This is a genomic window from Methylovorus glucosotrophus (assembly GCF_009858335.1).
In the GTDB taxonomy this organism is placed as follows: Bacteria; Pseudomonadota; Gammaproteobacteria; order Burkholderiales; family Methylophilaceae; genus Methylovorus; species Methylovorus glucosotrophus.
This window is the reverse complement of the sequence record NZ_VMSE01000001.1, coordinates 500906-513225: the sequence shown is the minus strand read 5'-3', so window position 1 is coordinate 513225 and position 12320 is coordinate 500906. Positions and strand designations below refer to the sequence as shown.

General features: G+C 58.5%; 11 protein-coding genes. All 11 read right to left on the bottom strand.

Going from position 1 to position 12320, the window contains the following annotated elements; all coding sequences use genetic code 11:
• Positions 1-16: 16 nt before the first annotated feature.
• Entirely contained in the window at positions 17-613 is a 597-nt protein-coding gene (locus tag FNL37_RS02300) for a 2OG-Fe(II) oxygenase (protein ID WP_159354993.1), read from the bottom strand.
• Positions 614-624: 11 nt separating this feature from the next.
• A complete protein-coding gene (locus tag FNL37_RS02295) occupies positions 625-1578 on the bottom strand; it encodes a tetratricopeptide repeat protein (RefSeq protein ID WP_159354992.1) in 954 nt (317 codons plus the stop codon).
• 9 nt (positions 1579-1587) lie between these two features.
• The gene (locus tag FNL37_RS14120) at positions 1588-1659 is read right to left on the bottom strand and encodes an SEC-C metal-binding domain-containing protein (RefSeq protein WP_083801086.1); all 72 of its coding nucleotides are present in this window, start codon (positions 1657-1659) and stop codon (positions 1588-1590) included.
• A gap of 32 nt (positions 1660-1691) precedes the next feature.
• Complete coding sequence (gene aspS, locus FNL37_RS02285) at positions 1692-3476, bottom strand: aspartate--tRNA ligase (RefSeq protein ID WP_015830955.1); 1785 nt, start codon at positions 3474-3476, stop codon at positions 1692-1694.
• 10 nt (positions 3477-3486) lie between these two features.
• Positions 3487-4107 carry a DUF502 domain-containing protein gene (locus FNL37_RS02280; protein WP_159354991.1) on the bottom strand — a complete coding sequence of 207 codons (621 nt, stop codon included), beginning with the start codon at positions 4105-4107 and terminating at the stop codon, positions 3487-3489.
• A 22-nt stretch (positions 4108-4129) separates the two neighbouring features.
• Positions 4130-4384 carry an FmdB family zinc ribbon protein gene (locus tag FNL37_RS02275; protein ID WP_013443164.1) on the bottom strand — a complete coding sequence of 85 codons (255 nt, stop codon included), beginning with the start codon at positions 4382-4384 and terminating at the stop codon, positions 4130-4132.
• Positions 4385-4578: 194 nt separating this feature from the next.
• On the bottom strand, positions 4579-5541 hold the full coding sequence (locus FNL37_RS02270; RefSeq protein WP_159354990.1) for an electron transfer flavoprotein subunit alpha/FixB family protein: 963 nt from the start codon (positions 5539-5541) through the stop codon (positions 4579-4581).
• Positions 5538-6341, bottom strand: coding sequence for an electron transfer flavoprotein subunit beta/FixA family protein (locus FNL37_RS02265; RefSeq protein WP_159354989.1), 804 nt, complete (start codon positions 6339-6341; stop codon positions 5538-5540). The genes FNL37_RS02270 and FNL37_RS02265 overlap by 4 nt, the downstream gene beginning before the upstream one ends.
• Positions 6338-7771 carry a hypothetical protein gene (locus tag FNL37_RS02260; RefSeq protein ID WP_159354988.1) on the bottom strand — a complete coding sequence of 478 codons (1434 nt, stop codon included), beginning with the start codon at positions 7769-7771 and terminating at the stop codon, positions 6338-6340. The genes FNL37_RS02265 and FNL37_RS02260 overlap by 4 nt, the downstream gene beginning before the upstream one ends.
• Positions 7740-9863, bottom strand: coding sequence for a heterodisulfide reductase-related iron-sulfur binding cluster (locus FNL37_RS02255; RefSeq protein WP_159354987.1), 2124 nt, complete (start codon positions 9861-9863; stop codon positions 7740-7742). Before FNL37_RS02255 ends, FNL37_RS02260 begins: the two co-directional genes overlap by 32 nt.
• Before the next feature lie 109 nt (positions 9864-9972).
• Positions 9973-12165, bottom strand: a complete 2193-nt coding sequence (locus FNL37_RS02250) for an oxidoreductase (protein WP_159354986.1) — start codon at positions 12163-12165, stop codon at positions 9973-9975.
• Positions 12166-12320 lie beyond the last annotated feature (155 nt).

The window sequence follows — 12320 nt, the reverse complement described above, 5'->3', positions numbered from 1 at the left end:
TTTGCGAAAAATCAGCTCAATGAGGCAATAGCAACCAGCCTGTGACGATGTATTTCGAACCCTGGGAAACCACTTCGCCAGCATGCGCATGCGTCCACTCGGCTGGCCAGATCAGGGTTTTGCCTTTTTCAGGTTTGATTCTGAGTTGCTGATGCACAAAGTGGGTGTGGCCATCCTCAAAATCATCGTTGAGATACGTCATGAAGGCAAACAGCCTGTGCAAAGAGGCAATGTCCGTGCGCTCGCTGTGCACATGGGCAAAATGGCCGCCCGGATTGTATTTCTGGATATTGAATCGGCCAATATCCAGCACGGGAAAGGTCTTCTCCAGAAAAGGCCACTGCTTGGCGTAAGCGGTATAGCACGCATAGAGCTGAGCAATATACGCCTTGATGCAGCGATGGCTGGGTGTATTGATATCCGCCGGAGCAATGGACATATCCAGCGAGTTTTTGATATTCGGATCAAAACCTTCCAGCGTGACACCCTGGCGCTGCCTGTCCTGGTGCTCCTCAAAAAAACGGATGAGCTCATCACACAAGGATACGTCATCCAGCTTCCAGGCACCGATAAAATGTGGGCTGGTCTCACAGCTAATATTGAGTTGTTCCATGTCATTCACGCCTATACCGTGGCGTACCCCTTCCCCAGCCTGAATCGTATAAACCCGGAACCCTTGCGTATGGTTTCCAGCCCCTTGGCATGCATGCCTTGCGATAAATAGAGGTTGCCCAGGTTATCAAAAGCTTCCTTGAAATTCTTGTGCGCCTTGATCAGACGCTCATAGGTTTCAATGGCACCCGCAATATCACCGCTACCCTTGAGGGCTGTGCCCAGGTTGAGCAGGATTTCCGGTTTATCAGCGATGTGTTGCAAGGCCGTACGGTAGCTTGTGATAGCGTCGGCATATTGACGCTTTGCCAGATAGGCGTTGCCCAGATTGATATACGCTGTATGAAAATCCGGATGCCCAGCAATAATCGCCTGCAAGCGCTGGATGGCTTCATCCGTCTTGCCGGCATTCAGCAAGGCATTCGAGAGATTGAACCTGGCCTCCAGGTGATCACCCTGCATCGCCAGCACCCGCTCATACGATTCAATCGCCGCCGCATACTGCCCGGCTTGCGCCAGGGTATTGGCGAGATTGAAATGCGCCTCCCATACCTGCGGATTGCTCGCAATCACATAGCGAAAACTGGCGATAGCCTCGGTTAACTGATCCAATGCTTTTTGCTGCACTCCCAGCAGAAAATAGGCCTCTGCATATTGCGGATTGGCCTTGATCGCCGCCTGCAGACTGGCAACCGCCTCTTTGATTTTCTTCTGCTCTACATAGAAGACCGCAAGGTTGTAATACGCATCGGCAATATCAGGATGGATGGCCAGCGCCTGCTTGCACATCGCAATCGCCTGCTGCAAGCGCCCGCAGACATAATGTAGATTGGCATAGTTGAGATACACCGCCGGGTTGCGCGAACGCATGCCGACCAGCTGGCGAAAAACGGCTTCCGCCTCCTTGAACTGCCCTCGCTGTTGCAAGAGCAAGGCCTGATCCAGCAGCTGGTTCTCGTTCACCATGGATTGAGCCTAGCAGTGTTTGTATTTTTTACCGCTGCCGCAAACGCAAGGATCGTTGCGGCCCGGTTTTGCTGCTGACATCAATCTCGCTCAGGCCTTTGCTAATCGCAACATCAGGCTGCAGCGTTCTGTTGCCGCACGCGGATATGCAACTCGCGCAACTGCTTCTCGTCGACTTCGTTGGGCGCATTGGTCATCAGACATTGCGCGCGCTGGGTCTTGGGGAAGGCAATCACGTCGCGGATGGATTCAGCACCGGCCATCAGGGTGACCAGGCGGTCGAGACCGAAAGCCAGGCCGCCATGCGGAGGTGCACCGTATTGCAGAGCGTCGAGCAGGAAGCCGAATTTCTCCTGGGCTTCTTCTTTGCTGATCTTGAGGGCGTCGAATACCTTGGACTGCACTTCCTGCTTGTGAATACGCACGGAACCGCCACCGACTTCCCAGCCGTTGAGCACCATGTCGTAGGCTTTGGACAAGGCGGCACCGGGGTTGGTGGTGAGCAGGTCTTCGTGACCATCTTTGGGGCTGGTGAATGGGTGGTGCAGTGCGACCCAGCGGTCAGCTTCTTCGTCGTGTTCGAACATGGGGAAATCCACCACCCACAGCGGTGCCCAGGCACGGCCATCGACATGGCCTTTTTCGTGGCCGACCTTGGTACGCAGGGCGCCCAGGGCTTCGTTCACCACCTTGGCCTTATCGGCACCGAAGAACACGATGTCGCCATTTTGCGCACCGGTGCGGTCGATAATGGCTTGCAGCGCGTTAACGTGGATGTTCTTGACGATGGGGCTTTGCAGGCCTTCTTCGTTGAGCTTGGTGATGTCGTTGATCTTGATGTAAGCCAGACCCTTGGCACCGTAGATCTTGACGAACTCGGTGTAGGCATCGATCTCGGAACGGCTGATAGCGGCGCCGTTTGGCACGCGCATGGCGGCCACGCGACCACCCACCATATTGGCGGCACCGGCGAACACCTTGAAGTCCACATCCTTCATGATGTCTGTCAGCTCGGTGATTTCCAGCGTCACGCGCATGTCGGGCTTGTCGGAGCCGTATTTGTTCATGGCTTCGGAGAATGGCATGCGCGGGAACTGCGCAGGCAGGTCAATATCCTGCACGCTCTTGAACATCTTGCGGATCATGTCTTCCACGATGTTCATGATCTCTTCTTCGCCAAGAAAGGAGGTCTCGATATCGACCTGGGTGAATTCAGGCTGACGGTCCGCACGCAAGTCTTCGTCGCGGAAACACTTGGTGATCTGGAAGTAGCGGTCAAAGCCCGACACCATCAGCAATTGCTTGAACAGCTGAGGCGATTGCGGCAGCGCGAAGAACTGGCCGTGATGCACGCGGGATGGCACCAGGTAATCGCGGGCACCTTCCGGGGTGGAGCGCGTCAGCATGGGCGTTTCGACTTCAATAAAGCCGTTGCTGTCCAGATGGTCACGCAGGGTCTTGGCAACGCGGTAGCGCAGCATCATGTTTTTCTGCATGGCGGGGCGACGCAGGTCGATATAGCGATGCTCCAGGCGCACCATTTCGCTCAGGTTGTCGTCGTCCAGCATAAACGGTGGCGTCAGCGATGGGTTGAGAATTTCAATCTCGGTCGCCAGCATTTCAACTTCGCCAGTAGGAATATTGGCATTCACCGTGCCTTCAGGACGGGCGCGCACCTTGCACACCACCTTCAGCACAAACTCGCTGCGTACGGTTTCGGCCAGCTTGAAAGCTTCCGGCGTATCAGGGTCGATCACGATCTGGGCCATGCCTTCGCGGTCGCGCAGGTCGATGAAGATCACGCCACCATGGTCACGGCGGCGATGCGCCCAGCCGCACAGGGTAACAGTCTGGCCAATGTGTTCGCGGTTCAGGTGACCGCAGTAATGAGTACGCATAGTGAATATCTTATTTTGTCGGGTTGGTGATGATAGGGGATTTGTCGGCAGGTGCCACCACCCCCATGGAAATAATGTACTTGAGCGCTTCGTCCACACTCATGTCGAGCTCGACCACATCTTCGCGCGGCATCATCAGAAAGAAGCCGGACGTCGGGTTGGGCGTGGTCGGCACATAGACGCTGACGTAATCGCCCTTGAGATGATTCGAGACATCGCCGCCGGGCTGACCAGTGAGGAAAGCCACGGTCCAGCTGCCTTCACGCGGGTATTGCACCAGCAGTGCCTTGCGAAAGGCATTGCCGGAATCGGAAAACAGCGTGTCAGACACCTGCTTGACGCTGTTGTAGATGCTTTTTACCACCGGCACACGACCCAGCAGGTTTTCCCAGAGGGCGATCAGCTGCTTGCCGAAAAAGTTGGTCGCCACCAGCCCCGTGACGAAAATAATCAGCAGGGTCAGGATGGCGCCAATGCCTGGAACGCTGCGGCCAAACTGGGCTTCAGGGCGCCAGGCCAGCGGCAGCAGCAGCAGGCTCTGGTCCATCAGGCCAATCAGGGTCGCCAGCACCCAGGCAGTAATGAACAGCGGCACCAGCACCAGAAGGCCGGTAATAAAATAACGCTTCATGTAGGGATTCTTGATTTAGGGGTTAGTGGCAAGCACAGCCGGGGTTGCAGGCGGCAGCGGCCGCCTCAGTCTTTTTTTCGGATTTGCTGCTCCCACCCTTGAAGTCAGTGGCATACCAGCCCGTGCCATTCAACTGAAAGCTGGGGGCCGACACCTGCTTGGCAAAGGTTTCCTTGCCACACTCGGGGCAAGCAGTGGTCATGGTCGCTTCACTGACCTTGCGCATGACTTCTTTTTTGAATCCGCAACTGGTGCATTGATAATCGTAAATAGGCATGACGAATCCTATATATAAACGTAAATGATAAAAAACGTAATTATACCCGAACACAAGCCCATACATAGGGCGATTAGGGCGAATTATCAAGTGCTTGGCTCAGGCATGCCACAATAAAAAAACCGCCAGCCCCAGGGCTGGCGGTTTGGTATGGCGGCCGCTTTACATCAGGATGAAAGCGGAAACACGCGGACTCAGGCAAGCTGGGCTTGCAGCTCCTCCTGTATCTCGAAGATATCCGCCACAATGCCGTACTTGGCAATGGTGAAAATCGACGCGCCGGGATCGGTATTGACCGCCACAATGGTGCTCACATGCTTCATGCCTGCCATGTGCTGGATGGAACCGGAAATCCCCATCGCCACATACAGCTTGCACGCACTCACCACCTTGCCAGACTGCCCGACCTGGCGCGACTTGGGCAGCCAGCCAGCATCGGCAATCGGCCGCGAGCAGCACAGGGTGGCGTCGATGTTATCCGCCAGCTCGCGGAAGTCTTCCACATTGGCTTCTTCGCCGATGCCACGGCCGATGGACATGATGAACTCGACCGTGGTGATGTCGATATCGCCACCACCGCCCTGCTCAATGAACTCCAGCGGACGGCTGCGGGCGCTCAGTTCACTGCGGTCATCCACCGTCAGCAGCGGAGCCGCTACCGTTTCTACAGGCTTGAAGGCGCCGCCGCGTATGGTCATCACCGCACAGGCATGACCGGGGAAATCCACCTCGACATTCACCTTCTGGTTATAGCCGCCACGGGTGGCAACCAGCGCGCCGCCATCGTAGGCGAGCTTGAAGACATCGGTGGCATAACCATAACCGCCCTTCACCGCCACCGCTGTGGCGTAGCCCAATGAATCCACACTGTGCGGCAACAGCACGGCAATGGGTTTGCGCGAGACAATCAGCGCAGACACTGCCTGTTCGGCCAGCTCAGGTTCAAACTCAGCACTATTGGTCTTGCAGGCAATGATTTCGTCTACACCTGCCCATTGCAGCTGGCTGGCGAGCGACTCCGCCTCTTGACCAATAATCGCCAGCAGCACACGGTCATCTGCCGCGGTTTTCAGTTGCTGGGCAGCGGTGATCAGCTCCAGCGTCACCGGGCGCACTTCGCCACGCCGGTGTTCGGCTACTACAAGAATAGTGTTCATGCAGCTTCTCCCTTGTATTCCTTGATGATTTCAATCAGCTTGGCAGCTTGTTCGGCGATCGTGCCTTCTATCATCTGGGCGCGACCCTTGACCGGAATTTCCATGCGGCGCACGCGGGATAGCGCAGCGGTGGCGCCTACTTGCGTAGCATCCAGCCCCAGGTCACCCAGGCTCCAGTGTTCAATCGGCTTGGCGGCGGCCTGCTTGATGCCCCGCAGCGAGGCATAGCGTGGCTTGTTGATGCCAAGTTGCAAGGTCAGCACGGCCGGGCAATCAATCTCCACCGCCTGCAGCATGCCGCCTTCCAGCTCGCGCTTGATGCGGGCCGTGGCAGCACCGGGCTGATAATCCAGCTCGGCCACCACCGCGGCATGCGGCCAATCGAGGCTGGCGGCGATCGCCATGCCAGTGGCAGCATTGGCCTGGTCTGAGGACTGCACCCCGGCAAACACCATGGCAGGCGCTTCCTTTTTCACCACGCCCGCCAGAATGCGGCCTATGGTCACGGCATCCGAGCCTTCCATGGCGTCATCCCACACACGGATGGCGCGATCAGCGCCCTTGGCCAGGCACTTGCGCAGGCTTTCATCCACACGCTCCGGGCCCACCGAGACGGCAATCACTTCCACCGCGCCCTCGGCAGCGGCTTCCTTGATCTTCATGGCCTCTTCCAGCGAGTAGTCATCCCACTCATTGAGGTCATACATCAGAAAATCCTCATCCACATCCAGGCCATCGGCGCGTATCTCGAAATCATCATCGAGCGCGGCCACCTGTTTTACTGCCACTACTATTTTCATGCCTTCCTCCTGTAGAAATACCGGTCGGCCACCGGGCGCAAGGCGCGCGCGGCCAGCCATTGAAATAAGGCAAAACGCACCCGTGCATCGGGGTCGTCCCGCAGTTGCCATTTGTCCTGGTCGCTGAGCTTTGGGCTGCTCGCCAGCATCACGCGATGCAGGTAATACGGGTCTTGCAGCAGCGGCAGCAAAATCTCAGGGCCCGCTGCCGGATTCAGGATCACACCGCGCCGCACGTCCAGCTCCTCGGAGAACACCAGGCGCTTCAGCAGCGCGGGCGCCGTGTGTGGATTAGCCGCCACGCCGGACAGCACATCCACCGCGCTATCGCGCGCCAGGCTCGCCATCAGGCAGGAAGTGACATTGGGCTGATACGCCACCGCTGCACGCACCCAGCTTCTATGGTCAGAAGCCAGTTTTTCCAGCAGGGTGATGGGGCAATTCGGGTTACGCGCCACGGCACGGCGCACATCTTCATGAATATCCAGCGCGAGCTTTTGCAACACATGCTTGCCCGCCATGGGGTTACGGCCCAGCCATTGCCGCACCCAGGGGTCGTGGTCTTCCGCCAGCATCTGCATGAGCGTAGGTGCAAGGTCGGCGCGGCAGGCCACCGCGCGGCGCACGCTATCGCTTTCGTCCAGCGCCAGGCGCGCAGTCAGGTGCACAGGCAAATCTGCCCGCGTCGCCAGGGCCGCACGTATGGCGTTGTCTTTGTGCTGGCTCAGGGTATCCACCAGGGCAGCGGGCAACTGCGGATGCTTGACCAGGGCACGCAAGATCAGGGTTTCGGTGGATTTGGCCGCTTGCAGCAGCAGGGCTTCCGGCACATGCTTGTGCGCCAGCACAGCGGCCCGCACAAACTTGTCACCACGGTGGTAGAGCGTGGCCAGGAGGTCCACCGGCACTGCCGCATGGCTGGCGATTTCCTTGTCAAAACGCCTGGGGAAACGCTGCGCCAGCAGGCGCAATACCTCAGGCTGCGCACTGGGATTGCGCGCCAGCCCTTTCAACACCACCTGATCGTGATCGCCCATGGCAATCTGCAGCAGCAAGGGCGCAGGCGTATTGGCATGCAGGGCGAGGAGACCTGTCAGCGCAGGGTCGTCCGACTGGCTGAACTGATGCTTGAGCGTGCTGCCACCGGTATTGCGGTGCTTGACCACGCGCCGTGCCAGCGGCATATGCTCCAGCCGCGACAGGGCATCCAGCACATTGGCGGGCGTATGCTCCCAGCGCGCCAGCATCAGCACATCGCGGCGACTGCCAAACAAGCGTTCCTCCAGCCGCTGCCTTTGCCTGGCATCGGCGATACCATGCACGGCCACCGCCGCATAAAAATCACCACTCTCCAGCACATGCGCCACCAGCGCCTGTGCGGTCATGGGGACCTGTGACTCAGACTTCGACAGAAAGCGCTGGGGACTCATCGTATTCCACACATTCTTCTATCAGTTCAATCAGCTCACGCACCACAAACTTGCCCTCGTAGCCCGAGGTCTTCAGGGCATCTTCAAACATGGTGAGATCCTTGGGGCAGGACACCACGAACACTTGCAGGCCTTCGATGGCGCCCGCTTCGTGCATGCGGTTCTGCGAGGGCTTTTCCGTGCCCGGCGCATCCGGTATCCAGATACGGCCGCCACCCGCCCCACAGCAGAAGGAGTTGTCGCGATTGCGCCCCATCTCCACCAGCTCGCAACCCAGCATCTGCAGGATGTCGCGCGGTGCATCAAAGCCCTTGTTGTAGCGGCCCAGATGGCAAGGGTCATGAAAGGTCACGCGGTAGCCCAAGGGTTTACGAAGGCGCAATCGGCCTTGCAGCAACAGCTCGCGCACCACGGTGGTGTAATGCTGAATCTCGAATTCGCCACCAAAGTCCGGGTATTCGTTACGAATGGTGTTGTAGGAGTGCGGGTCGGTGGTGACCACGGACTTGAACTCGCAATCCCGTATCGAGGTGATGTTGGCAGTGGCGAGGTACTCATACAGCCCCTCCTCGCCCACGCGGCGCACATCGTTGCCCGCGTTCATTTCACCTTCAAACAGCAGGCCAAAATCCACACCGGCCTGATGCATCAGCCGGGCAAAGGCACGGGTGACTTTCTGGTTGCGCGGATCAAACGAGGCGTAATCGCCGACAAACCACAGCATGTCCACCGCTTCCTTGCGCGCATCCTTGATGGTGAATGGCAGCTCCTTGGTCCAGGCGGCGCGCTTGCGTTTGGATTCGCCAAACGAATTGCCGGTCTTGTGGATGGTCTGCAGGGTTTTCTCCAGCAGCGGTTCCATGTTGCCGTCTTCCACCAGCTTGCGGCGCATCTGCACAATAATCGGCACATGCTCCACAGCCACCGGGCAGATTTCCACGCAGGCCAGGCAGGTACGGCACGACCACAGAGTCTCCATGAACACCTGCCCCGGGCCTTTGCCATGCACATCCAGCTCGGCTTTTTCCGGCAGGGTGGCGGCATTGAGGCTCTGGTTGGCAAACTCGCGCAGCGACAGAATCACATCACGCGGGGATAGCGGCGCCCCCACGGCATTGGCCGGGCAAGCCTCGTGGCAGCGGCCGCACTTGGTGCAGGCATCCAGATGCAGCAGCTCTTTCCACTTGAAATCGGTGATGTACTGATAGCCCGCGCTGGCTTGCTCTTCCGGCACCTTGGGCAGGCGGCGGCCCGCCAGAGGATCGCGCAGCATCAGCGAGGTGGGCGCGGTGACAATATGCTTAATCTTGCTGTAGGGAATGAGCGCAATAAAGGTCAGCGCCAGCAGACCGTGAAACCACCACAGGCCGCTGCGGAACAGCCCGGCACCTTCCGGTGACAAGCCCATCCATTGCATGGCATGCGCCATGACAGCACCGACCGGTGACCAGAAGCGCAGGTCCCACACCGTGGGCTGACCGCTCAGCCAGACCAGACGGGTGGCTTCCAGCACAAAGCCGGTGACGCCGATCAGGATCAGCGCCCACAGAAAGGCCCAGTCCTCACGGCGATAGCCACTGCGATCGTAATCCGGATCTTGCGGGCTGCGATCCGGCCGCGCGTAATCCAGCTTGGGCAGCTTCAGCCACTGGCGGCGATACATCATGTACAGCACGCCGGCGATCAGGCCGGCGCCGGCAATATCCAGCACCAGCGAAAACCACAGGTAGAACTCGCCATGCCAGAAGCGCCAGCCAAACAGCGGCTGCAAAATGTCATATTCAAGCGTGATGGTTGCCGTGCCAATGAACAGCAGGGCAAAGCCGAAGAAAATTAGCGCATGGGCGCGCCCTGCCTTGCGATCCCGCCGCACCAGGGTACGGTGCGTGAGCATATCCTGCACCATGTTGACGGCACGCTGGCGCCAGGCGCCGATGTCCAGCGGACGGCCGCGCCGGTATTTACGCACCTGGGTGTACACACCGTGTGCAAAGATGCCGATGGCGGTGTAGCCCAGGAGGTAAAACAGGGTGATGCTCCAGGAAGAAAAATCCTGAAAAAGAATGCGGGTGACCAGGGTGGTATCGCTCATGAACTGTCTCTTTTGCTTTTCGGTTCTTCAAGGCCCGGGCGGCTGACCTGCAAGCCAGCGGGAAGCCCTGCCTCCCGCTGCTGCACTGGGCTGTGAAGTGATCCCTTGACTAAACCTTGTACTCGATCTTGAACTGACCGCCCGGCATGTGCGGCGCGCCCCACACCGCCACCTCGCGCTTGTAAGGCAAGGGGTATTGCGGATTGGCTTCTTCGATCTCGCGTGCCACGCGGTGGCCGGTAAAGGTCGCGTCGGCAATCAGGCGGGGAGCCTCGGCATCGCCAATCAGGTACACACCCTTGATGCCATTGGCCTCCCACTCGCTTTCGCGGGCTTTCAGGTCGTTGAACAGGGCATTCTCGGAATGACGGCCGGTGACCAGAATCAGCGAATCAAACTCCAGCCAGCGGTGGGTCTTGTTGGCATCACGCGGAGCCACGCCCGGACCGCGATAGGTGCGCTTGGAACCATCGCCCCAGATGTTGTAGATCTCGAGACGACCCGGCTCAATGCGTGAGCAGAAGTGGTCGCCCAGTTCTTCCACACCCAGCTCATGCAGGCGACGCATCATGTTTGGGTACTCCAGCGTGAAGTGCATGTAATTCGCCAGATGCACACCCGATACGATAGTGACCTCGTGCCCTGCCACGGCCAGCTTCTCGGCCAGGCTGGGTGCCATGAAATAGGTATCGGCATTCAGAATCACCACGCGCTTGCCGATGGCCTTTTTGCCTTCCATCACCTGCTCAGGCGTGAGTTGATCAGCACGTGAAGCATCGGCGCCGGGGATGGCATCGTGCGTCAGGCAATTGGTACCATCGGTATTCCAGCTGGAGCCAGTGGCAATCACCACCTTGTCGGCGCCGTATTGCAGGATATCGTCGGCGCTCAGGCGTTTCTGGCCCAGGGCGATCACGGAATCCTTGTTTTTCTTCACCAGCTTGTTGAGCTGGGTTTCGCGGTAATCGCGGTGGTAGCTCCATTCACCCAGGCCAGGCAAGGTCGCGACACTATTCAGGTGGCCGCCGACTTTTTCAGCGCTGTCGTACAGGTGCACGGTGTAGCCACTTTCCATCAGCACCCGTGCGCACTCCGAGCCGGAAGGGCCAGCCCCAACCACGAGAACGGCATCGCTGGAGGTGGTCTTGCGGAATTTTTCCGGATGCCAGCCACGGCGGTATTCTTCACCTGCCGTTGCGTTCTGGGTGCAGATCATCGGTGGGCCACCGATTTCCCAGCGCGAGATACACACGTTGCAGCCGATGCAGACGCGAATGTCGTCATAGCGGCCTTCTTCAATTTTCTTCGGCAGGTAAGGGTCGGCAATCGATGGACGGGCGGCGCCAATGATGTCGGCATAGCCCTTGGTCACGATCTCGGTCATTTTTTCCGGATCGGTATAACGGCCCACGCCCAGCACCGGCTTCTTGGAAACCTGCTTCACAAACTTGGTCCAGGGCACCTGATGCCCCTGCTGGTAAAAGCGCGACGGGCCTGCATCTTCGCCCCACTCGGCAATGTCACCGACATCCACGTCCCACAAATCCACCAGCGGATCGGCCAGCTCAATGAACTTCATGCCATCCACTTCAACTTCGATCTGGCCAGGGCCATACACGGTGTCCACAGCAAAGCGCGTGGCAATCGCGCAGTCATCGCCCACGGCGCGGCGTACCTTTTCCAGCGTTTCCAGCCAGAAGCGGGCGCGATTTTCCAGCGAGCCGCCATAGCCATCGGTACGCTTGTTGTAGTAAGGATTCAGGAACTGCAGCGGCAGGTAGGAGTGCGCGCCGTAGACATACACAATGTCAAACCCGGCATCGCGGGCGCGGTAGGCAGCGTCCACATAGTATTGCTGCACCATGGCGATGTCGTTCAGGTCCATTTCCTTGCAATAGGTCAGGGTCTCGAACTCGGAAGCGTACTGGCTGGGGCCGCGTGGCGTGGCGCGGGACTCCATGCAAGGCGCATGCGCGCCGCCGTACCACATCTCGATACCGGCCAGGGCGCCGTATTTATGCACTTCATCGGTCATGGCGCGCAGGTTGCGCACATCGCCTTCATCCCATATACGCGCGGACAGGCGGTGGGTATCGTCAGACTCGGGGTGGATGGAGCAGTATTCGGTATTCATCGCGCCCCAGCCGCCTTCGGCCTTCATGGAGCGGTGCGCCGCCTGAAAGCCAGGCTTGTCCGAACCGGCGCCGATACAGTGCGGCACCTGGTAAAAGCGGTTGCGCAGGATTTTCGGCCCAATCTGAATGGGCTCAAACAGAATGTCGTGCTTGGGATCGCGTGCCATGAAGTGTCCTCTCGAAATAGGCGAAGTGAATCGTTGTTGTGAAGCTATTTTCGAGGGGCAGGCGCGGTCTCACAATTCTCCTTAGGGCTTACCACCTAGGGAGTATCACCCGCATAAACTTTCATTAATAATCAACTGTTTAAATAAAAAACGGG

What these genes read in the sequence shown, in the direction of transcription:
- FNL37_RS02255 (WP_159354987.1), bottom strand. Translation starts at nt 9,863, where the DNA reads ATGAGCGATACCACCCTGGTCACCCGCATTCTTTTTCAGGATTTTTCT.
- FNL37_RS02260 (WP_159354988.1), bottom strand. Translation starts at nt 7,771, where the DNA reads ATGAGTCCCCAGCGCTTTCTGTCGAAGTCTGAGTCACAGGTCCCCATG.
- FNL37_RS02280 (WP_159354991.1), bottom strand. Translation starts at nt 4,107, where the DNA reads ATGAAGCGTTATTTTATTACCGGCCTTCTGGTGCTGGTGCCGCTGTTC.
- FNL37_RS02265 (WP_159354989.1), bottom strand. Translation starts at nt 6,341, where the DNA reads ATGAAAATAGTAGTGGCAGTAAAACAGGTGGCCGCGCTCGATGATGAT.
- FNL37_RS02250 (WP_159354986.1), bottom strand. Translation starts at nt 12,165, where the DNA reads ATGGCACGCGATCCCAAGCACGACATTCTGTTTGAGCCCATTCAGATT.
- FNL37_RS02270 (WP_159354990.1), bottom strand. Translation starts at nt 5,541, where the DNA reads ATGAACACTATTCTTGTAGTAGCCGAACACCGGCGTGGCGAAGTGCGC.
- FNL37_RS02295 (WP_159354992.1), bottom strand. Translation starts at nt 1,578, where the DNA reads ATGGTGAACGAGAACCAGCTGCTGGATCAGGCCTTGCTCTTGCAACAG.
- FNL37_RS02300 (WP_159354993.1), bottom strand. Translation starts at nt 613, where the DNA reads ATGGAACAACTCAATATTAGCTGTGAGACCAGCCCACATTTTATCGGT.
- FNL37_RS02275 (WP_013443164.1), bottom strand. Translation starts at nt 4,384, where the DNA reads ATGCCTATTTACGATTATCAATGCACCAGTTGCGGATTCAAAAAAGAA.
- aspS (WP_015830955.1), bottom strand. Translation starts at nt 3,476, where the DNA reads ATGCGTACTCATTACTGCGGTCACCTGAACCGCGAACACATTGGCCAG.